Origin of the sequence: Flavobacterium sp. H4147, assembly GCF_029360735.1 — a bacterium.
Taxonomy (GTDB): domain Bacteria; phylum Bacteroidota; class Bacteroidia; order Flavobacteriales; family Flavobacteriaceae; genus Flavobacterium; species Flavobacterium endoglycinae.
The window spans coordinates 415,660-437,970 of record NZ_JARKNB010000001.1 but is presented as its reverse complement, the minus strand read 5'-3'; the positions used below and the strand labels follow the sequence as shown (position 1 = coordinate 437,970).

Below are 22,311 nucleotides of genomic sequence, written 5' to 3'. Positions count from 1 at the left end.
TGGATTTTAATTCTTTATAGTTTGTTTTTTTAATGCGCTTCTAACCAATCTTTTCCTAAACCAATTTCAACTTCTAAAGGAACCGACATTTTAAAGGCATTTTCCATTTCGTGTTTAATCATAGGCTGGATTTTTTCGAGTTCGTCTTTGTGAACATCGAACACAAGCTCATCATGAACCTGAAGAAGCATTTTAGATTTCCAGTTTTCGTCACGAAGTTTTTTATGAATGTTAATCATGGCAATTTTAATGACATCGGCAGCACTTCCTTGAATTGGTGCGTTTACAGCATTTCGTTCAGCAGCACTTCTTACAACGGCATTTGCCGAATTAATATCTTTTAAATAACGACGGCGTCCTAAAATAGTTTGTACATACCCTTTTTCTCTTGCAAAATCAACTTGTTCAGAAATAAAAGATTTAAGACGAGGATATGTTTTGTAATAAGCATCAATCAAAGCTGCACTTTCGCTTCTTGAAAGTGAAGTCTGGTTGCTCAATCCAAAAGCAGAAACACCATAGATAATTCCGAAGTTTACCGTTTTGGCGTTGCTTCTTTGTTCGCGGGAAACTTCTTCTAAGGCCACATTAAAAACTTTTGCTGCAGTTGCTCTGTGAATATCTTCTCCATCTTGGAACGCTTTAATCATGTTTTCTTCACCGCTTAAAGCCGCAATAATTCGTAATTCAATTTGCGAGTAATCGGCAGAGATTAAAGTATAATCTTCATCGCGCGCCACAAAAGCTTTACGAATCTGACGACCTCTTTGGGTACGAATTGGAATATTCTGTAAGTTCGGATTATTAGAACTCAAACGTCCTGTTGCAGCAACCGTCTGCATATAATCAGTATGAACGCGTAAAGTCTTTTTGTCTACTTGTTCTGGTAAAGCCAAAATGTAAGTACTTTGAAGTTTTACCATCTGACGCCAGTCTAAAATATCTTTTACAATTGGGTTGTCGTTTGCCAAATAAGTCAAAACTTCCTCGCCAGTTGCATATTGTCCGGTTTTGGTTTTCTTTTGTTTTGCGCCGCCAATTTTAAGTTTATCAAATAAAATATCTCCTAATTGTTTCGGAGAAGCAAGATTGAATCTCTCTCCAGCAATTTCATAGATTTTTTCTTCTAAAGATTTGATTTCAACATCCATTTCAGAAGACATTGCTTTTAAGAACTCAACATCTAGACGAATTCCTTCGGTTTCCATGTCGGCTAAAACGCTTACTAACGGAATTTCGATTTCATCAAATAACTTTTTAGTTTCCGTTTTATCTAATTCAGTTGTAAAGATTTCTTTTAACTGCAAAGTAATATCGGCATCTTCAGCAGCGTATTCTTTAATATCTTCCAAAGGAACATCACGCATATTAAGCTGATTTTTTCCTTTTTTACCAATTAAAGTTTCAATTGATTTTGGCGAATATTTCAAATACGTTTCGGCTAAAATATCCATATTATGACGCATATCTGGATTAATCAGATAATGTGCAATCATCGTATCAAAAAGTTTTCCTTTTACAGTAACGCCGTAATTAGAAAGGATTTTTAAATCGTATTTTAAATTCTGCCCGATTTTTTCAATGTTTTCATTTTCAAAAAACGGAACAAATTTATTAACCAAAGCTTGGGCTTCTTCCTGATTTTCTGGAAACGGAACGTAGAATGCTTTTCCTTTTTCGTAAGCAAAAGACATTCCGACTAATTCTGCATGAAGTGCGTCAATTCCTGTAGTTTCGGTATCGAAACAAACAGCTGTTTGCTTTTCTAAATTCTGCAAAAGCAATTTGATTCCTAAATCACCTTGAACGGTTTGATAAGAATGTTCAGTGTTTTCTAAAGTACTGTAAAATGAATTTCTTGCCGCTTCGGCGCTTTCGTCAAGAGTTGTTCCGCCGCCTCCAAAAAGATCAAATTGGTCTTCGTTTTTCGGCTGTGGTTTTTTGTATAATTTGGCATCAGATGCAGCAGTGTTAGAAGATTCGCTTCCGGCTCCAACTTTAAATAAATTATCAAATTGTTCTGCCATTCTTCTAAACTCTAATTCTTGAAAAATAGCATCGGTTTTTTCGATGTCTGGACGCGAAAGTTCGTAATCTTCTTCGTTAAAAGTAACGTCACAATCACACATAATTGCCGCCAGTTTTTTAGATAAAATACCTTTGTCTTTATTGGCTTCAATATTTTCTTTCATTTTACCTTTCAGCTTATCTGTATTAGCCAAAAGATTTTCCATTGAGCCAAATTCTTTAAGGAATTTTTTCGCAGTAACTTCTCCAACACCTGGTAATCCTGGGATATTATCAACAGCATCACCCATCATTCCCAGAAAATCGATTACCTGCTCGGGTCTTTCAACTTCAAATTTTGCCAAAACTTCAGGAATACCCCAAATTTCGATTCCGTTACCCATACGGGCTGGTTTGTACATAAATATGTTTTCAGAAACCAATTGTGCAAAATCTTTATCGGGCGTAACCATATAGACTTTGTAGTTCTGTTTTTCGGCTTGTTTGGCAATAGTTCCAATTAAATCATCGGCTTCACAACCTGCAAGTTCAATAATTGGTATATGCATGGCTCTTAATAATTCCTGAATATAAGGAATGGCAATTTTAATGGCCTCGGGAGTTTCATCGCGGTTGGCTTTGTAATCAGAATACATTTCTGTTCTGGCATGACTTCCTTCTTTGTCGAAAGCAACAGCCAAATGATCTGGTTTTTCTCTTTTAATAACATCCAAAAGCGAGTTCATAAAACCCATAATTGCAGATGTATCCATCCCTTTTGAGTTGATTCTCGGGTTTTTTATAAAGGCATAATAACCACGAAAAATTAATGCATAAGCATCTAGAAGAAAAAGGCGTTTTTGAGTCGACATATAAAAAATATTAGTCTGTAAAAATAAACAATTGGGTTTTAAAAAACGATTTGCTTTCCGAAAAATAAATTTTTGAACCATATAAGTTATATAAGTTCATTTTAGAAGAAACGCATTTCATTGCGTCTAAACAGGCGCCATTCTATTTCTTCAACTTATATAACTTATATGTTGAAAATGGCGAAATAGTTAATATCAAGTTAAAATTTTTTATTCAGGGATTTCTTCATTTTTTCTTCATGTTACGAGGGTAATTTTGAACTGTAAAATAAAAGGTATTTAATTTAAATCTTAGAAATCATGAGAAATTTATTGATGGTATTAGTGGCGGTTTTAGGAACAGGTGCAATGGTTCATGCATTTCCTGCAAAAGATGGAAAAGCAGCTCCAGCAAAAGAAGTAAAAGCGACAAAGCACCCAAAAAACAAATCTGATAAAAAAGCAAAATCAGTAAAAAATGAAGCTCCAAAAGCAGAAACAACAAAAGAAAAAAAATAAACAAACAAGAAATTTAGAATAAAGATTAATTTAAAAATTTAAAATCATGAAAAATTTATTTATTGTATTAGCAGCAGTTTTAGGAACAAGTGTAATGGTAAGTGCTCAAACAACTCCAGCTCAGACAGCGCCAGCAAAAGAGGTGAAAGCTACTAAACACCATAATCATAAAGGACATAAAAAAGCAAAAGCTGAAGCTCCAAAAGAAGAATCAGCAACAAAAAAATAAGAATTGTTCTCGTTTTGTTTTTGGAGCATTCTAACGAAAACAAAACAGGAATAATGATTATGAGAATGCGATTGAAGAAGGCTGATGAAGAAATTTGTCAGCTTTTTTTATTCGTTAATTTTTTAATAACGCGCAATTGGTTTTTTTAGAATTGCTTAATTTTAGTTGCGTTTAAACACTGTGTTTATGAATGTTTTAATTGTTGAAGATAATAGAGAACTTGCCATAGAAGTGTATGACTTTTTGTGCAATGCAGGTTACATTTGTAAAATTGCCAATAACTGCGCTGATGCTCTCGAAGAATTTGGAAGTAATGATTATGATGCCATGCTTCTGGATTTAGGGCTTCCAGATGGTGATGGTTTTGAAGTTTTGAAAGAAGTCCGAAAAACCAAATCAAAAATGGCCGTAATTGTGCTTACAGCAAGAGGAGAGTTAGACGATCGTATTAACGGACTTCATCTGGGAGCCGATGATTATTTGACCAAACCTTTTGCATTGACGGAACTTGCTGCAAGATTGTTTGCTGTAATCCGCAGGATTCATGGTTTTACTCTTAACAATTTAAGTATTCATGGTTTTTTGCTGCAGCTTCAGGATTATAAAGTCAGTTTTGATGAAACTCCAATCAACTTAACGAAAAAAGAGTTTGATATTTTTCAATATCTAGTTTTGAACAAAAACAGAGTTATTACAAGATTACAGTTAACCGAACATATTTGGGGGGATATTCTGGAAGTGAATTCAGATTCTAATTTTATAGATGTTCATGTTCGAAATCTTCGTAAAAAACTTGACAAACATACTTCCATCGACTGGTTTGAAACTGTCCGAAATGTTGGATATCGTATTAATGAATAAATAGATTTCTGTGAAAATAAAACATCAATTAGCCATTTTTAATGCCCTTACTAGATTACTGGTCATTTTAGTTTTGTGGCTGATGCTTCCTATTTTGGTTGAAAATGTCGTTTACAGGCATATTAATAATGGGTTGATTGAGAAAAAGAAGAAATTCATTGAAAATCTGAATCAGCATGAAATCGATGATTTTATAGAAAATGCTGATGATTCTACCGAAATGTATTCACAGTTTACCACGCTTCACAGTGAATTTCTAGTTCTTTCTAAAAAATCATTTAAACCCAGTCAAAAGCGTACAATTTTTACGAATGAATATCGAATTATTGAAGGTGAAGAAAATGAATACCGAATTCTGTATCATTATTTCAGTTATGGAAATGAAAAATATCTGCTTGAAATAGGAAGCAGTTTAGGGGAAGTAAATGATCTTACGTTTATTATAAGACTGTTTATTATTATCGTTTTGATGATAATTCTTCTGGTTACCTTTTTGGCCGATACGGTTTATATCGAATATCTGCTGAAACCTTTTTACAAAATTATCGATACGAAAATTAGGCGGGTAAATGAACCTGAAGTGTTTGACCATACACCAATAAAAGCAAAATCGAGAGATTTTAGAGAACTTGATTTGGTTTTAAATCAAATGATGGACAGAATTGCGGAGCTGTTTAAAAAAGAAAGACAATTTATTTCTAATGTTTCGCACGAGCTTTTAACTCCGATTGCTTTGTTAAAAAACAAACTCGAAAACTTACTGCAGAACGATTCTTTGGACGATAATGCAGTAGACAAAATCGCCGGCTCCCTGAAAACATTAGACATGCTCAAAAAAATCATCAATAACTTATTATTGATTTCAAGAATTGAAAACAATCAATATGAATTGAATGAATCAGTCAACTTTCATGAACTTGTAACAGATTTGCAAGAAGATTTGCAAGACAGAATTGAGGATAAAGGAATTCAGTTTGTAAATAATATGAAACATGATTTTGTTTTTAAAGGAAATAAAACCTTGATTCATATTTTGATTTACAATCTGGTTACAAATGCGATAAAATATAATAAGCAAAATGGTGAAATTATTATAGAAGATGGCTATCAGGAAAAACGATATTTTATTTCCATCACTGATTCTGGTATTGGTTTAAACGAATCACAATTAGAAAATATATTTAACCGATTCACTAGAATAAGTTCTGATCAAGAAGGGCAGGGGCTTGGACTTGCAATTGCCAAAAGTATTGCGGTTTTTCATCATATTGATATTAAAGTGAAATCAGAACTGGAGCAAAGTACAAGCTTTACATTATGGTTTACGGAAACAGAAAATCATAATTAAAAGTTAATTTTTTTGGTAAGGATTAATCTTCATTTTGTCTTCATTTAGCGATTCTATCTTTGAGGTATAATAAATGAAATAATAATCATAAAACTTATAACCATGAAAAAATTAGTTATGCTAGCAGTAGCTGTTTTAGGAACAGCAGCAATGGTAAATGCACAAACAACTCCAGCAAAAGAAGCGCCAGCAAAAGAAACTAAGGCGGCTAAAAAAGAGAAAAAAACAGATAAAAAAGCTAAAAAAGCAGAGGTTGCTAAGCCAGAAGCTGCTAAAGCTCAAAAATAAGACGATATAAGTTTACTTAAGTAAACTTGTTTTGGGATAAAAGGTTTTAAAAAATTTGGTAGAAGTAGAGCTGATGGAGAGATTCATCAGCTTTATTTTTGAGTTAAATTTTTGATAATAAAAAGCGATAGAATTGTCATTCTTTGTTACTTTGCTTAAAACTATAAATAATGATCTTTCGCTTTGCAATTCTGTGTGCTCTTTTTTTAATTATAGAGTTCTATTCATATCAGGCTTTCCGTACTCTAATCAAATTAAGATGGGTGTTGATTTCCTACCAAGTTATAAGCTTATTGCTTTTAATTTTTATCATTTATTCTTTTACGCAATTTGACCGTTCTGTAGGGCAGACCAAACAGTTTATGTTTACTACAGGTTTAATGCTCTTGGTTTATGTGCCTAAAATTGTCATGACACTGGTTATGTTTGGCGAAGATATTTTTAGAGTTGGAGCCAGCATTGTAAATTATTTTATTTACCAAGCTCCTCGAAAAGAAATGATGCCAGACCGAAGAAAATTCGTGAGTCAGTTGGCATTGGGTTTGGCGGCAGTCCCGTTTTTATCTTTAATTTACGGGATCTTCGAAGGAAAATACAACTTTAAAGTCATTAAACAGACTATTTTTTTTCCAGATCTTCCAGATGAATTTGATGGATTTAAAATCACTCAGATTTCAGATGTTCACAGCGGTAGTTTTGATAATCCTGATAAAATAAACTATGCCATTGATTTAATTAATCAGCAGGAAGCAGATATGATTTTATTTACTGGGGATATTGTGAATACGCATGCCAAAGAAATGCATCCGTGGCTGGAAACTTTTAATAGGATAAAGCAATACAAATACGGAAAATTTGCTGTTTTAGGAAACCATGATTATGGCGAATATGTAACTTGGCCTTCTGAAAAAGAAAAAGAAAAGAACTTCGAAGATATTAAAAAGCTGTATGGACAGATAGGTTTTGATTTAATGCTGAATGAAAACAGATATATTCAGAAGGGAGATAATAAAATAGCGTTAGTAGGCGTTGAAAACTGGGGAGTGAATTTTAAGAAAGCAGGAGATTTAAATAAAGCATCAGAAAATCTTGCTGAAGATGAATTTAAAGTTTTAATGAGTCACGACCCAAGCCATTGGGATGCTGAAATAAAAAAACATCCTAAAAAGTTTCATTTAACTTTATCTGGACATACGCACGGTATGCAGTTTGGAATCGAAATTCCAGGATATTTTAAATGGAGTTTAGCACAATACATTTACAAACAATGGGCAGGATTATATGAAGAAGCTGGAAGATATGTATATGTGAATCGCGGATTTGGTTTTCATGCCTATCCGGGAAGAGTTGGAATTATGCCCGAAATAACAGTCATTGAACTAAAAAAGGGCAATAATGTGGCGTAATTCGTTAAAAATGCTACATTTGTATTAATTATGTCTTTTTAATCGATTAAAAAGAATTAAATTTTTTGGTTTTATGTCAAAATTTGGAGAACTTATAAATGCTCAGGTTCCAGTGTTAATTGACTTCTACACAGACTGGAACGAATCATCTGTATTGATGCATCCGGTAATTAAGGATGTAGCAGCTGCGTTAGGCGATAAAGCGAAGGTTATTAAAATTGATGTGGATAAAAATCAAGAACTAGCAGAAGCACTTCGTATAAAAGGCCTTCCTACTTTAATGATCTATAAAGATGGACAAATGATCTGGAGACAATCTGGTGAACTTGACGCAAATACTCTTATCGGGATTGTTCAGGAACAATTTAATGTATAAAATCCTGAACGATATTATTTAGTGAATAATATCAAACTTATATCCGTTTTCTTTTAAAAAATGTAATGTTTTAGGTAATGCAAATTTTAAATTTGGAGATGCCTTTATACTGTCATGAAATACAATCACGCTTCCTGATTTTACGTTTTTAGTAACGTTTTCAAGACATTTTTCGGGAGTAATACTTTGATCGAAATCAGCGCTTAAAACATCCCACATAATTATTTTGTACCCTAATTTACGTAAAATCTTAGATTGTGCTTTTTTGATTTTTCCGTAAGGCGGACGAAACAATAAACGGGTTGGATTGATTTCTTCTTCCAGAATTTTGGCGCAGTTTTTTACGTTTTCGATATAATCATTGGTGTGGATTTTCCAGCCATTGACATGATTCATAGTGTGATTTCCTATGGAATGTCCTTCTTTGATTAATCTTTCAAATAAAGATAAATTGGCTTTGATATTTTTGCCAATGCAGAAGAAAGTAGCTTTGGCATCAAATTTTTTCAGTTCAGTTAAAACCCAGTCGGTGATTTCTGGGGTTGGGCCATCATCAAAAGTCAAGTATATTTTCTTTTCATTGTTCGGAATATCCCAGCAATATTTAGAAAATACCTTTTTAATAAATGAATTAGTTTTTACCCAATAAAAGCTCATTTTAACTGATTTAGTGATACGTAAAATTAAAAAATGCCGTACTGTTTATCAAGTAGTACGGCATTTTTTTAATCAATATATTTTTCGTATATTATTCTTTCTCACGTCCAAAACGCTCAAAAATATTTACATAAGTATTGAATACTTTTTTATGGTTTTCATAATAAGCATTGTCTTTGTTATTTCGCATTACATGCAATAAACTTCTGTAACGCTCAATATCAGTTATAATGTCGATCGCTAAATCAGTCTGGTCAGCACCACTCAATGTTTTGTAGTAGTTTAGGTTTTCTTTGTATTTGTTAACCAGCTTGTCTAGTAAATCATGAGCTTTAGCAGTTTCGCCAACTTGGTAATATCCATCACCAAAAGATTCTACTAAAGAATAGTATCCAAATTTATCCAAAGGCATTTTGGTCATTGCTAAATTGATCACGTTTTTAGCTTTGTCAATTTTGCCTTCAGCAATCAATTCATACATTAAACGCGATAAGTTAGTACGGTAAGTAATGCTGTTTCTTCTGGTTTCCGGGTCATGATAAATTTTAGGGCTTTCGCTGTTACCCCAATCCCATTTCATTACGATATCATACATTTTATCAGCGTCAATTTGCCCCATATCCATAGGCCCTCCATCTTTAGAAGGCGTATTTTTAATAGGAACTAATTTGTAAACCATTCCGTCTAACTGCAGATAATCTTTTAACCATAAATAATCTTCATCGTCAAAAGCACCTCCGCTGAAGTAAATTGGACGTTTCCAATTGTTATTAGCCAGAATGTCAAGCATCATTAAACGGTTTTTGTAAAGAGCACTTCCTTTAATGTTGATGTCCATATAAGGAACAATCGAATCATTGTATTTAGGATTTACTACTTTATTTTTGATAATCATATCTTTATCAACGTTTACTCTGATTTTATTCGTTGGATAAAAATGAATAGTCTGGCCGTTTTGTAAGCCTACCGTTGATTTTGGATTTTTAATAAAATCAAGGAAATCTTTAATGTTCCAGCGTGTGTCAATTTTTTGAATATAAGCTACATAATCCAAGTTATCTCCCACGTACTGTTCATGCTTGAAAGAAATAGGTAAAGGATCTGATTCGTATGATTTAGCCTTCATTTGATCGATATACCAGTCTGTCATAAAAAGACTCGTGTTTACGATTTTAACGTCGGTTCTAAAATGCTCAATTTCCTGTGCATACCATAATGGGAAAGTGTCGTTGTCTCCAATGGTAAACAAAATCGCATCTTTATCACAAGAACTCAAATATGCTTTTGCCATTGCAACAGCTGTATATCTGCCAGATCTGTCGTGATCATCCCAGTTTTGAGAAGCCATTAAAACAGGAGCGGCCAATAAACTTCCGGCAATAATAATTGGCCCCGCAATTTTTGGTGCAATGTATTTTTGAAAGCTTTCGTATAGAGAATACACGCCAAACCCAATCCAGATGGCAAAGACATAAAACGATCCTACAAGAGCATAATCTCTTTCGCGAGGTTCGAAAGGTCTTTCATTCAAATAAATTTTTAAAGCAATTCCGGTAAACAAGAACAATGCTAATAGTACATAAAAACTCTTAAGGTCTTTATTGGCATGGTACATTATTCCGATTAAACCTAAAATGAAAGGAAGGAAATAATAAACATTTCGCCCTTTGTTGTTTAAAACATCAGAAGGTAAATTGTCTTGAGATCCTAAATGCAAAGAATCAAGAGCTTTGATACCGCTGATCCAGTTTCCGTCAAGATTGTCATATTTTCCTTGAACATCACTTTGGCGTCCAACGAAATTCCACATTAAATATCTCCAGTACATGTACCCAAATTGATATTCAAACATGAAGCTGAAATTATCTCCAGCCGATGGTTTTTCTACGATTAAATAATCGCCGTAACTTTTTAAGAACTTAACATACCCTTCGTTGTCAATTTGTTTTTGAGCATAAGCATTTCTAAATTCAGAAACTGTTTTTTCAACCTCATTACGAAGTTGTGAAATTGCTTTATTGTACTCTTCTTCGGTTAACTGACTAGCGTCAATTCCGTATTTTCCTAAATCTTCTTCATAATCATAATTTGGGTTGATTCTGAATTTAGGAGGATTTGTAAAGCTGATATAATTTTGAATGTGTCCAGTTTCGGTACTCCACATTCTTGGCAGAATTGTTTTCTGATTGTCATCAGTATTTTGTTCTGCGTTTTTATAATTATTAGTAATGATGTATTTACCTGTTTTGTAATCTCTCTCGTAGTTAGGTTTTTTATCTAAGTATGGAGTAGTAGCATCAAGACCAGCGAAAACTTCTGTGTATTGTGGTCCGTAAAACAATGGATTAACACCATATTGTTCACGATTGTAATATGCTAAAACCTCGGCAGCATCAGATGGTTTGTTTTCGTTGATAACTGTATTAGCATTGGCACGAACAGGAAGCATAATCCAAGTAGAAAAACCAATTAATATAAATAAGATACAAAGGATGATGGTATTGTAAAAAATCAGTCCTTTTTGTTTGGTGAATCTAAGTCCGAAATAGAAAAACGCGATTAAAACCAAAACCACAAATATAGTTCCTGAGTTAAAAGGAAGACCTAAACTGTTAACCATGAAAATTTCGGTTTTACCAAAAGATGCCATGGTTAGAGGAAGAAGTAATTTAAAGATGAATAATAAGATTCCAATTACTACTATATTGGCAATGATAAAGTTTTTAATAGTAACTTTTTCGTAATGTTTGAAATAGTATAAAAATCCAATTGACGGAATAGTTAATAACGCCATAAAGTGTACCCCAAACGAAAGTCCAATAACTAAAGAAATAATTAAAAGCCATTTGTTTCCTTTTGGTTTGTCCATGTCTTGTTCCCAGCGTAATCCAAGCCAGAAAAGCAAAGCAATTAATAAAGAAGCCATTGCATAAACTTCGGCTTCAACGGCATTGAACCAGAAACTATCAGAAAAAGTATAAGCTAAGGCACCAACAAAAGAACTTCCTAAAATAACAACAGAATTGTTTTGGTTGATTTCTGAAAAACGAGCTACAATCTTTTTCAAAATCATAGATGAAGACCAAAACATAAATAAAATTGTAAATGCGCTAGAGAAAACAGACATCATGTTAACCATCACAGCTACATGTTGGGCATCGATTGCAAACATGGCAAAAAACGCGCCCATCATTTGGAATAAAGGTGCTCCTGGTGGGTGGCCAACTTCAAGTTTAGCTGCTGTGGCAATATATTCACCACAATCCCAAAAGCTCATTGTAGGTTCAACAGTTAGTGTGTAAGTAATTAAAGCGATTGCAAATGCAAACCAACCAATAATTGTATTCCATTTATTGAAATTGAATTGTGCCATATTTAGGTGTTAAAATTTTGTATGTTTTTCTATCCTACAAAGAAAATGTTTTTTTATGGAAAGAAACGAGCATTAACAAAAAATTCTATAAAACTACGTGTGAATAGTAATATATTGGTTATAAGGATCTTTTGTTGTTTGGGAGAATTGTAAACTGAAAAAAAGCTAAAAAAATGATTTTTTTTGGCGAAAAAGTTTGTAAAAACTAAATAAAGACTTAAATTTGCACTCGCTTAACAGCATTGCTGGTCTATGGTGTAATGGTAACACTACGGTTTTTGGTGCCGTCTTTCTAGGTTCGAGTCCTAGTAGACCAACATAAAGCCTCTCAGAAATGAGAGGCTTTTTTTATGCAGAAAAAAGTTTTAAATAAAATTTGCATAAAACAAATAAAGTTCTAATTTTGCACCCGCTTAACAGCACTGCTGGTCTATGGTGTAATGGTAACACTACGGTTTTTGGTGCCGTCTTTCTAGGTTCGAGTCCTAGTAGACCAACAGAAAAGCCTCTCAGAAATGAGAGGCTTTTTTTATAGGGTTATTTTTGCTTGAGTTATTTGCGATTTAAGGAAGATGGGACAATTCCGAATTTCTTTTTGAATGAAAATGAAAAATGAGATAGATCTTCAAAGCCTACGCCAATATAAACTTCTGACGGCGGATTTCCTTGGCTGATTAAATAATAAGCTTCTTGAAGGCGTTTGTTTAAGAGCCATTTTCCCGGCGCTTGCTGGAATATTTTTTGAAAATCTCTTTTAAAAGTTGCCAGACTTCGTCCTGTTAAATATGCAAATCGATGCATTTGAACATTGAAGTGGAAATTTTTATTCATGAAGGCCTCCAAATCAATTTTGCCAGGTTCTGTAAAATCAAATAAAATGTCTTTTAATTCGGGATTTACTTTTAATAATAAATGGATGGCTTCCTTGATTTTTAAATTAAACAAGGCTTCGTTGTTTTCTTGTTCAACTTCAAGATAGGTGATAAGTGATTCCATGAAAGATTTGTAGAGCGGATGTGGAGCCAATGTAATCATCGCTTCTGAATCGACTTTTTTGTTTGCTTTGTAATTGTATTCTTTGTTTACTTCGCGAAGAATCTCTTGATCTAAAAAAAGTGATATGGTTTTGAATTCACCATTCTCTGGCGGAATTTTAGTGAATTTTGCTAAATGATTTCTTTTGCTGAAGCGAAAATCGCCTGCTTTTGAATGAAAAGTATTTTTGCTGTCCCAAGCTGTCATTTCTCCAGAAATTTGATAGCTGAAAACATGTTCAGGGATAAAATGTTCTCCTTCCCGGCTGCGTGCATAGTAGCAGGAGTATAGTATTTTTGGTTTTGGGTTTGATTTTGTTGTCATAATCGTAAAATTACGAAAGATCTGGAAAATCTTTTTATGAAAATTTTCCAGATCCTACAATGATTATTTAGGCTGAATAAGAGCTTTTGGTTCTAAATAAGCTTCAAGTCCAATTGTTCCAAATTCACGACCAATTCCTGACTGCTTAAATCCGCCAAATGGCGCCATTGGGTCGTGTCCAATTCCGTTAATCTGTACGCGACCAGCGTTAATTTGTGAAGCAACTCGGTGTGCTCTTTTTTTGTCTGAAGAACTAACATAAGCTTGAAGACCGTAAGTGGTATCATTTGCAATTTCAATTGCTTCTTCTTCGGTTTTGTATGTAATGACCGTTAATACCGGGCCGAATATTTCTTCTTTTGCAATACGCATTTGGTTATTTGCATTCACAAAAATAGTCGGTTTGACAAAATTTCCTTTTTCAAGACCTTCAGGTTTTCCTAATCCTCCAGCGAGAATTTCGGCGCCTTCATTAATTCCCGCCTGAATGTAGTCTTGAACACGCTGGTATTGTTTTGTGCTTACCATTGGTCCTACGGCTGTACTGCTGTTTTTGGGATCGCCTACAATTATGTTTTCTAAAACATTTTTAAGGATGAGTTTGGTTTCTTCAAGTTTGTTTTCTGGAACCAAAAGTCGAGTTCCTGCTATACAAGCTTGTCCGCTGTTCATGAATGCAGCGCTTAAAGCTAGCGGAATTGCTATCGAGAAATCGGCATCGTCTAGAATAATGTTTGGCGATTTTCCTCCAAGTTCTAATGTGACTCTTTTCATGGTGTTGACAGCTTCTTTGGCGATAATTTTCCCAACATTAGTTGAGCCTGTAAAAGAAATTTTTGAAATATCAGGATTTCGACTGATTTCTGCGCCAACAATTTCTCCTAATCCGTTCACAATGTTTACTATTCCTTTTGGAAGTTTGGCGTCGTGCAGGCATTCTATTATTAATTGCGTTTGCTGTGCGCTCATCTCGCTGGGTTTTATAACAGTTGTACATCCTGCTGCAATTACTGTTGATAATTTGCTGCATATAAAACCATTGCTTGAATTCCATGGAATTATAATTCCGACAACTCCAATCGGTGTCATTTGAACTTCGGATTCTCCCATTACCTTAGTAAATTCATAGCTTTTTAATAAGCTGATTGCTGAATCGAAGCTTTTTAGCATGTATTCGTAACTTACAGATGCAAATTGAAATGTTCCTCCATATTCTTCGACCATTATATTTATAAAATCGGTTTTTCTTTTTTCAACAGCAGTTTTTATATTTTTCAAATATTGAATTCTCTCTGAAGCCGAAGTTTTAGAGAAAGTCTTAAAAGCATTTTTAGCAGCTTCTATTGCATTTTGAGTGTCTTTGGTGTTTCCTAAAAGAACTTTTCCAAGTATTTCGTTTGTGGTTGGACTTATAAGGTTAAAATATTCAGTTCCTTGAGGTGTTACGAATTCTCCATTAATGTAAATTTTGTCTATTGTTTTCATGTGATATGATTTAATGAATTTTTATTTGACAAATTTCTATATTAAAGAAGTGTTCTGCTTTGTTGTGAAGCTCAAATAAACTTTGTTGTAGGGCTCATTTTTTATTTGAAGGAATGTTTTGTGAATATATGTTTTTGATTTATAGTATTTTGTGTAAATTTGATGTCCTTGAAAAAAATACTAACTGTGTTTTTGGGATTAACTGAATAATAATTTTAAAAGAGTGTTATTATGAATGATCTGGAAAAATTTAATCTTGAAAAATTAAGTCCTTCTGAAATGAAAGAAGTGCATGGAGGCGGATTGCTTGATACGATATTAGATACGGTTAAGAGTGTTGAAGATGTGGTGACTCCTATTATAAGTGCGCTAGCAGGTTCTGGAACAAATCCTTAAAAAAATGAGAAGGCAGGATTGCTGTGCAACTAGAAAATCTAATATTTAGTTAAACGAAAAAAAAAGAGGTTATCTGTGAAAACTAGACAGCCTCTTTGTTGTTTTTATAGATTTGATTTTTTTAAATCTTTAAGGTGATAACAGGTCTAATGGCGTGATTTACTAGTCCTTCGCTTATGCTTCCATTGAAGAAGTGTGCAAATCCAGTTCTGCCGTGTGTGCACATTCCAATTGCATCTGCATTTATGCTGTTTGAGAAATTAAGAATGCCTTTTTCGATGTTAGTATCATTATAAATATGGGTTTCGAAATTGGTAAGGTTAAAATCATCTGTAAACTCTTTCACGGCTTTGTTAATAATATGTGTCGGTTTAAAGCTATTTGGGGTGCAGATGGTAACTAAATGTAATTTTGCATCAAATGATTTTGTGAATTTTAAAAGTTTTTGAAATGGTTTTTTGGTTTCTTCGCTGAAATCAGAAGCGAAAACAATGTTTTTTATCTCAAAATTTGGAATCTCTTTTTTGATTATCAATACTGGAATGTCTGAATTTCTAACAACTTTTTCGGTGTTAGAGCCAATTAGCAATTCATCAATACCTGTAGATCCGTGAGAGCCCATAACAATTAAGTCTACGTCTTGCTCTTTGCTTACTTGAGTGATTCCGTGTATGGGTTTGTCCATTTTTACAATTTCTGTTACTGGAATTCCATCTAAAAAATCACTATTGGAAACTTTGTCCAGCGTTTCGTTTGCTTTTTGCATAAAAAGCATTGTTTCGGGAATGCTGACTCCTCCAAATATGGCATCATTAGATTGATGCGGCAATTCCAGCATATGTAAAATGATGATTTCGGAATTGTTTTTTCTAGCAATTTGAGCGGCTACTTTTAACGCGTGTTCAGCATGTTCTGAAAAATCGGTAGGAACTAAAATTCGTTTCATGATGTTGGGGTTAAATTATTTAAATAATGTTTTTTATTTGGTATTATAAAGATAAGAATTATTTTTAGAGCAATCTAGTTATTTGATTTATAAAAAAATCACTATATTTGCAACGTTATTTAATGAAATCTAAATAATGAGGGGACTAAATGTCCCCTCTTTTTATAAAATTATGACATTTAAAGAAAAAGTAAACGGATTAATTGAAGAGGCTCTTCTTGAAAAACCATCTATCTTTTTGATTGACGTTCATGTGTCAGATTCATACAAGATTAGTGTTGGTTTAGATGGAGATAATGGAGTTGCATTACAGGATTGTATCGATATAAGTCGTGCAATTGAGAATAATCTGGATCGTGAAGAGCAGGATTTTTCGCTTGAAGTTGCATCTGTTGGAGTTGGTTCACCTTTAAAATTGATAAGACAATACAAGAAAAATATTGGTAGAACGCTGATTGTTACTACAAATAATGAAAAAATTGAAGCAGAATTGGTTGAAGCTAATGATGTTTTTATAATTTTGTCTTGGAAGGCAAGAGAACCGAAAAAAGTAGGAAAAGGAAAAGAAACAGTTCAAAAACAACAACAAATACCTTATACGGATATTAAGGAAGCAGTTGTTACAGTAACATTTTAATTAAAGAATTCGCATGGAAAATTTAGCATTGATCGATTCATTCTCAGAGTTTAAAGATAATAAACTTATTGATCGTGTAACGCTTATGGCAATTTTAGAGGACGTGTTTAGAAATGCATTAAAGAAAAAATACGGTTCAGATGATAATTTCGATATCATTATCAACCCTGATAAAGGTGATATGGAAATTTGGAGAAGAAGAGTTATTGTTGCTGATGAAGATTTAGATTTTGAGAACGAGGAAATTACGCTGACTGAAGCAAGAAAAATCGAAGCGGATTTTGAAATTGGAGAAGAGGTTTCTGAAGAGGTTAAATTAATTGATTTAGGTAGAAGAGCAATTTTGGCTTTACGTCAAAACTTAATATCTAAAATCCATGAACATGATAATACCAATCTTTATAAACAATTTAAAGATATTATTGGCGATATTTACACCGCAGAAGTTCATCACGTTCGTCCTAGAGTAGTTATCTTAGTAGATGATGAAGGAAACGAGATTGTGCTTCCAAAGGAAAAACAAATTCCGTCTGACTTTTTCCGTAAAGGAGATAACGTTCGTGGAATTATTGAAAGCGTTGAATTAAAAGGAAATAAACCGCAGATTATTATGTCAAGAACTTCAGAGAAGTTTTTGGAAAAATTATTCGAGCAGGAAATTCCAGAGGTTTTTGACGGTTTAATTACAGTAAAAAATGTAGTTCGTATTCCAGGTGAAAAAGCAAAAGTAGCCGTAGATTCTTACGATGACAGAATTGATCCAGTTGGAGCTTGTGTTGGTATGAAAGGATCGCGTATTCATGGAATTGTTCGTGAATTAGGAAATGAAAATATTGATGTTATCAATTATACAAACAACATTCAGTTGTTTATTACAAGAGCATTAAGTCCTGCTAAAGTTTCTACTATCAAAATTGATGAAGAAAACAAGAGAGCTGAAGTATTCTTAAAATTAGAAGAAGTTTCTAAAGCAATTGGTAGAGGAGGGCATAATATTAAATTGGCTGGTCTATTAACGGGTTATGAATTAGACGTAATCAGAGAAGGTGATACTGAAAGCGGTGAAGATGATGATGATGTTGAATTAACAGAGTTTTCAGATGAAATCGAAGACTGGGTTATCGAAGAATTTGCAAAAATTGGTTTGGATACAGCTAAAAGTATTTTAAAACAAGAAGTAGAAGATTTAGTAAGAAGAACAGATTTAGAAGAGGAAACAATTCTGGATGTTATTAGAATACTAAAAGAAGAGTTTGATAACTAGTTTGTTATCTGCTCTAACAACACAACGAAAAAGGTAATAATAAAAAGGTTATATGTCTGAAGAGAGAGTAATAAGAATAAACAAGGTTTTAAGGGAATTAAATATTTCGTTAGAAAGAGCGGTAGACTATCTAAAAGATAAAGGAATTGCTATTGATGCAAATCCAAATGCCAAAATTTCTGAGGGAGAATTTAATATTCTACAAAGCCAATTTGCGGGCGATAAGGGGAATAAGGAAGCTTCTAAAGAAGTAGGAGAAGAAAAAAGAAAAGAAAAAGAAGCTTTACGTGTTGAGCGTGAGAAAGAATTAGAGGATAAACGCAGACAAGAAGAGGAGCGTCAGAAACAGCAAGAAATCATTAAAGCGAGAGCTGTTGTTACTGGGCCTGTTCAGGTTGGTAAAATTGATTTGAATCCAAAGAAACCTGCTGTTTCTCCTTCAGAAGAAGTTAAAACCGAAGAGCCTAAAACTGTTGCTCCTTCTCAGCCAGAAAAACCTGCTCAAAAAGAAAATGTACAGCCAGAGTCTGTTGCTCCTGTAGTTTCTGAGGAGAAAAAGGTAGAAAAACCTATTATTACTGAGAAAAAAGAAGTAAAACCTGAAGCTAAAACTGCTGAACCTATTGTGTCAACAGATCCTGCAACTTCAGAAGATACTATTACTACGCAATATCAAAAGCTTTCAGGGACAACTCTTACGGGGCAGACAATTGACTTGTCTCAATTTAATAAGCCTAAGAAAAAGAAAGAAGATCCAAAAGCAGCTCAAAATAATAAACCTGGAGTTCCAGGAGCAGGGAATAACGCTAATAAAAATAAGCGTAAAAGAATTGCTCCTAAACCGGGTACACCGGGAGCTCAAAAACCTGCTGTAGGAAATAATAATAATCCTCAAGGGCAAGGAGCTCAACAAGGACAAAATAAAACAGGTTCAAATAACGGAGGTGGTTTTAATGCTAACAGAAGTGCAAGACCAGGTTTTGTAAAAGGAAACCGTCCAGCAATTGTGGCAAAAGTTGAGCCTACTGAAGAAGAAGTAAAAAACCAAATTAGAGAAACTCTTGAAAAGCTTCAAGGAAAAGGCGGTAAATCAAAAGCGGCTAAATACAGAAGAGATAAAAGAGAAACTCACCGTCAAAAATCAGACGACGAGCAAAGAGCACTTGATGAAGGAAGTAAAACTATTAAAGTTACAGAATTCGTTACTGTTGGTGAAATTGCAATTATGATGGACGTGCCGATTACTAAAGTAATTGGAACGTGTATGTCTCTTGGAATCATGGTAACTATGAACCAACGTTTAGATGCTGAGACTTTAACAATCGTTGCTGATGAATTTGGTTATGATGTAGAATTCATCACAGTTGACATTGAAGAAGCAATTGAAGTTGTTGAAGATAAAGAAGAAGATTTAGTAACAAGAGCGCCAATTGTTACGGTAATGGGTCACGTTGACCACGGTAAAACATCTTTACTGGATTATATCCGTAAAGAAAATGTTATCGCTGGTGAGTCTGGAGGTATTACACAGCACATTGGAGCGTATGGAGTTACTTTAGATAACGGACAAAAAATAGCATTCTTGGATACTCCGGGTCACGAGGCGTTTACCGCAATGCGTGCACGTGGAGCTCAAGTTACAGATATCGCAATTATTGTGGTTGCGGCGGATGACGATATCATGCCACAAACAAAAGAGGCAATTTCTCACGCACAAGCTGCGGGAGTGCCAATTATATTTGCAATCAATAAAATTGATAAACCAAATGCAAATGTTGATAAAATTAAAGAACGTTTGGCTGGTATGAATTTACTTGTTGAAGATTGGGGTGGAAAAATTCAGTCACATGATATTTCTGCGAAAGTTGGAACAGGTGTGAAGGAATTATTGGAGAAAGTTTTATTAGAAGCTGAAATCTTAGACTTAAAATCAAATCCAAACAAAGCGGCTCAGGGAACAGTAGTTGAGGCTTATTTAGATAAAGGAAAAGGATATGTGTCTACAATTTTAGTACAGCAAGGTACTTTGAAAATTGGAGATTATATGCTGGCAGGAAAACATCATGGAAAAGTGAAAGCAATGCATGATGAAAGAGGACATACAGTTTTAACGGCTGGTCCTTCAACTCCGGTATCTGTTTTAGGTCTAGATGGAGCTCCAACGGCAGGTGATAAGTTTAACGTGTTTGAAGACGAAAAAGAAGCAAAACAAATTGCATCAAAACGTTCTCAATTGATGCGTGAACAATCAGTACGTACACAAAGACATATTACGCTTGATGAAATTGGACGTCGTATCGCTCTTGGTCAGTTTAAAGAATTAAACGTAATCCTTAAAGGAGACGTAGATGGTTCTGTTGAAGCATTGTCTGACTCATTCTCTAAACTTTCTACAGAAGAAGTTCAAATTAATATTATTCACAAAGGAGTTGGTGCGATTACAGAAACTGACGTTAACTTAGCTTCTGCATCAGATGCGATTATTATCGGATTTAACGTTCGTCCAGCAGGAAATGCAAGACAGCTTGCTGAGAAAGAAGAAATCGATATCCGTTACTACTCTATTATCTATGCAGCTATTGATGACTTGAAAGATGCGATGGAAGGAATGCTTGCTCCTGAAATGAAAGAGGAAATTCTGGGAACAGCAGAAATCCGTGAAATATTCAAGATTTCTAAAGTTGGTTCGATTGCAGGATGTATGGTGACTGATGGTAAGATTCTAAGAGCTTCTAAGATTAGAGTTATTAGAGATGGTGTAGTAGTTCATACTGGTGAACTAGTTGCTTTAAAACGTTTCAAAGACGATGTTAAAGAAGTTACTAAAGGTTATGATTGCGGTATTCAGATAAAAGGATTTAATGATATCGAAATCAATGATGCTATTGAAGCATACCATGAAGTAGCAATTAAAAAGAAATTGAAATAAGATTCAGTTAATATATTTAAAAGCTCCAATGAAAATTGGGGCTTTTTTTATGAACGTGTTGTAAGTTTATTTTGTAATTAAATACGTATTTTTGGTTGTTGTAATTTGCTATTTTTTAATAAAACTATTTAGATATGAAATTAAGAGTATTATTGACGGTTCTGTTTACATGTTCTTCTTGTTTTCTATTTTCTCAAGAAGATGTAGAGAAACCAGCGCCGCCGGCAGGTAATGCAGTCGTTGGAGATTTTTATGGACAAGATGTTTCTGGTGATGCAATCGACAGGGCTGTTTCTGTAAACCAATTAGAAGATGCGTTAAAAAAATCATCAAAAATAGAAAGCGTTGCCGTAAAAGGCGAGGTGACAGATGTATGTGAAAAAAGAGGTTGCTGGATTACAGTAAAATCGGATGATAACTCTTCGTTTTTTGTAAAGATGAAAGATTATGCTTTTTTTGTACCCACTGCATTAAAAGGAAAAAATGTTGTTTTGGAAGGGAAGGCAGAGCGAAAAATAACATCTGTAGAAGAATTAAAGCATTATGCGAAAGATGCTAAAAAAACAAAATCAGAAATAGATGCGATTACCAAACCAAAAGAAGAAATTCGATTTATGGCTACTGGTATTAAAGTAATAAATTAACTTTTTTATTGTGTTGAAAAAGAAAAAAGCTCCATGAAGATGGAGCTTTTTTTTGTAATAGGATGATAATGCAAATTATCTTGAAGTTATAAAAAAGCGAGGGTTTTGTGTTGCTTCTTATATGTGTTTTTAATGTTTATTATTTTCCTGGTTTAAGAAGGAAAACATTTCTGTATTTTTTTCTAATGTCAATTAAATTGCGTTCTGCTTCAATTCTCGATTTGAAATTACCCACAATAACTTTGTAATTTGGAGTATTAAAGATGATAGTTCCGTCGATGTTGGTATATTCTCTTTTGAAGTCACTTAAAGTCTTTTTTGCTTCATCGCTCTTTCCGCTGAAAATTTGAATTCTATAAGAATCGTTTGTACTTATTGCTGTGTTAAATTTACGTTTATCATTCAATAACTGCTCAAATTTAGGGTCTTGATTTAGTGTTAAATTTTGATCTTGAGCATGAATATTATGTGTTAATGCAGTCAATGTTAATGTTAAGAAAACGTTTTTTGTATGGCTTAAAATTCTCATAATGTGATGGTTTTTATGCAAAAATACTATTTAAAGTTTGTGTGCGAAATTTTAATATTATTTAGAATTGATATAAATTGATATTTAAGACTATTTTAAGGTTTTGAGAATAGTTCATAAGTCGTATTTTTGTGCAAGTTTTAAAAGAGGGTGTGTATTTTGTCTGGTTTAATACAGAAAAAATCATACCAAAAATTAGTAGATAAT

At 33.6% G+C, this 22,311-nt stretch carries 19 protein-coding genes and 2 tRNA genes; 14 read left to right on the top strand and 7 right to left on the bottom strand.

The features are described from left to right. Positions 1–29: 29 nt before the first annotated feature. Positions 30–2,879, bottom strand: a complete 2,850-nt coding sequence (polA, locus tag P2W75_RS01910; protein WP_276378687.1) for a DNA polymerase I — start codon at positions 2,877–2,879, stop codon at positions 30–32. Between the two features lie 300 nt (positions 2,880–3,179). Between polA and P2W75_RS01905 the strand changes: the two genes are divergently transcribed. The 7 genes from P2W75_RS01905 (at position 3,180) to P2W75_RS01875 (ending at position 7,885) form a co-directional block, all read left to right on the top strand. After that, complete coding sequence (locus P2W75_RS01905) at positions 3,180–3,377, top strand: hypothetical protein (protein WP_276378686.1); 198 nt, start codon at positions 3,180–3,182, stop codon at positions 3,375–3,377. A 46-nt stretch (positions 3,378–3,423) separates the two neighbouring features. Further along, positions 3,424–3,606, top strand: a complete 183-nt coding sequence (locus P2W75_RS01900; protein WP_207297800.1) for a hypothetical protein — start codon at positions 3,424–3,426, stop codon at positions 3,604–3,606. 186 nt (positions 3,607–3,792) lie between these two features. Next, the gene (locus P2W75_RS01895; RefSeq protein WP_207297799.1) at positions 3,793–4,467 is read left to right on the top strand and encodes a response regulator transcription factor; all 675 of its coding nucleotides are present in this window, start codon (positions 3,793–3,795) and stop codon (positions 4,465–4,467) included. Positions 4,468–4,477: 10 nt separating this feature from the next. Beyond that, complete coding sequence (locus P2W75_RS01890; RefSeq protein WP_276378685.1) at positions 4,478–5,815, top strand: HAMP domain-containing sensor histidine kinase; 1,338 nt, start codon at positions 4,478–4,480, stop codon at positions 5,813–5,815. Positions 5,816–5,917: 102 nt separating this feature from the next. After that, on the top strand, positions 5,918–6,103 hold the full coding sequence (locus tag P2W75_RS01885) for a hypothetical protein (protein WP_276378684.1): 186 nt from the start codon (positions 5,918–5,920) through the stop codon (positions 6,101–6,103). Positions 6,104–6,273: 170 nt separating this feature from the next. Then, positions 6,274–7,509 carry a metallophosphoesterase gene (locus P2W75_RS01880; RefSeq protein ID WP_207297797.1) on the top strand — a complete coding sequence of 412 codons (1,236 nt, stop codon included), beginning with the start codon at positions 6,274–6,276 and terminating at the stop codon, positions 7,507–7,509. A 73-nt stretch (positions 7,510–7,582) separates the two neighbouring features. Further along, positions 7,583–7,885, top strand: a complete 303-nt coding sequence (locus P2W75_RS01875; RefSeq protein ID WP_207297796.1) for a co-chaperone YbbN — start codon at positions 7,583–7,585, stop codon at positions 7,883–7,885. A gap of 18 nt (positions 7,886–7,903) precedes the next feature. Here the strand turns inward: P2W75_RS01875 and P2W75_RS01870 are convergent, their stop codons facing one another. Continuing rightward, positions 7,904–8,542 (bottom strand): polysaccharide deacetylase family protein, encoded by a 639-nt coding sequence (locus P2W75_RS01870; protein WP_207297795.1) that lies wholly within the window; start codon positions 8,540–8,542, stop codon positions 7,904–7,906. Positions 8,543–8,633: 91 nt separating this feature from the next. Continuing rightward, on the bottom strand, positions 8,634–11,915 hold the full coding sequence (locus tag P2W75_RS01865) for a DUF2723 domain-containing protein (RefSeq protein ID WP_276378683.1): 3,282 nt from the start codon (positions 11,913–11,915) through the stop codon (positions 8,634–8,636). A 246-nt stretch (positions 11,916–12,161) separates the two neighbouring features. Between P2W75_RS01865 and P2W75_RS01860 the strand changes: the two genes are divergently transcribed. After that, positions 12,162–12,232: transfer RNA gene (locus P2W75_RS01860), tRNA-Gln, on the top strand. 109 nt (positions 12,233–12,341) lie between these two features. Continuing rightward, a tRNA-Gln gene (locus P2W75_RS01855) sits at positions 12,342–12,412 on the top strand. 55 nt (positions 12,413–12,467) lie between these two features. On the opposite strand, the gene P2W75_RS01850 is transcribed toward P2W75_RS01855, so the two are convergent. Continuing rightward, the gene (locus P2W75_RS01850; RefSeq protein WP_207297793.1) at positions 12,468–13,274 is read right to left on the bottom strand and encodes an AraC family transcriptional regulator; all 807 of its coding nucleotides are present in this window, start codon (positions 13,272–13,274) and stop codon (positions 12,468–12,470) included. Between the two features lie 63 nt (positions 13,275–13,337). Further along, positions 13,338–14,759 carry an aldehyde dehydrogenase family protein gene (locus P2W75_RS01845; protein ID WP_276378682.1) on the bottom strand — a complete coding sequence of 474 codons (1,422 nt, stop codon included), beginning with the start codon at positions 14,757–14,759 and terminating at the stop codon, positions 13,338–13,340. 231 nt (positions 14,760–14,990) lie between these two features. Between P2W75_RS01845 and P2W75_RS01840 the strand changes: the two genes are divergently transcribed. Next, a complete protein-coding gene (locus P2W75_RS01840; RefSeq protein WP_276378681.1) occupies positions 14,991–15,155 on the top strand; it encodes a hypothetical protein in 165 nt (54 codons plus the stop codon). Between the two features lie 121 nt (positions 15,156–15,276). Here the strand turns inward: P2W75_RS01840 and P2W75_RS01835 are convergent, their stop codons facing one another. Beyond that, positions 15,277–16,101: a universal stress protein gene (locus P2W75_RS01835; protein ID WP_276378680.1), complete on the bottom strand. Its 825-nt coding sequence runs from the start codon at positions 16,099–16,101 to the stop codon at positions 15,277–15,279. Positions 16,102–16,273: 172 nt separating this feature from the next. Here P2W75_RS01835 and rimP point away from each other — a divergent pair, with 172 nt between their 5' ends. The 4 genes from rimP to P2W75_RS01815 all read left to right on the top strand — a co-directional run bounded on the left by rimP (position 16,274) and on the right by P2W75_RS01815 (position 21,575). Beyond that, positions 16,274–16,738 (top strand): ribosome assembly cofactor RimP, encoded by a 465-nt coding sequence (rimP, locus tag P2W75_RS01830; RefSeq protein ID WP_276379902.1) that lies wholly within the window; start codon positions 16,274–16,276, stop codon positions 16,736–16,738. Positions 16,739–16,751: 13 nt separating this feature from the next. Then, complete coding sequence (gene nusA, locus P2W75_RS01825; RefSeq protein ID WP_207297788.1) at positions 16,752–18,002, top strand: transcription termination factor NusA; 1,251 nt, start codon at positions 16,752–16,754, stop codon at positions 18,000–18,002. Positions 18,003–18,054: 52 nt separating this feature from the next. Continuing rightward, positions 18,055–20,931 (top strand): translation initiation factor IF-2, encoded by a 2,877-nt coding sequence (gene infB / locus P2W75_RS01820; protein WP_239023269.1) that lies wholly within the window; start codon positions 18,055–18,057, stop codon positions 20,929–20,931. Between the two features lie 134 nt (positions 20,932–21,065). Further along, complete coding sequence (locus tag P2W75_RS01815; RefSeq protein WP_276378678.1) at positions 21,066–21,575, top strand: DUF4920 domain-containing protein; 510 nt, start codon at positions 21,066–21,068, stop codon at positions 21,573–21,575. Between the two features lie 139 nt (positions 21,576–21,714). Here the strand turns inward: P2W75_RS01815 and P2W75_RS01810 are convergent, their stop codons facing one another. Beyond that, positions 21,715–22,104 carry an SPOR domain-containing protein gene (locus P2W75_RS01810; protein ID WP_276378677.1) on the bottom strand — a complete coding sequence of 130 codons (390 nt, stop codon included), beginning with the start codon at positions 22,102–22,104 and terminating at the stop codon, positions 21,715–21,717. Positions 22,105–22,311 lie beyond the last annotated feature (207 nt).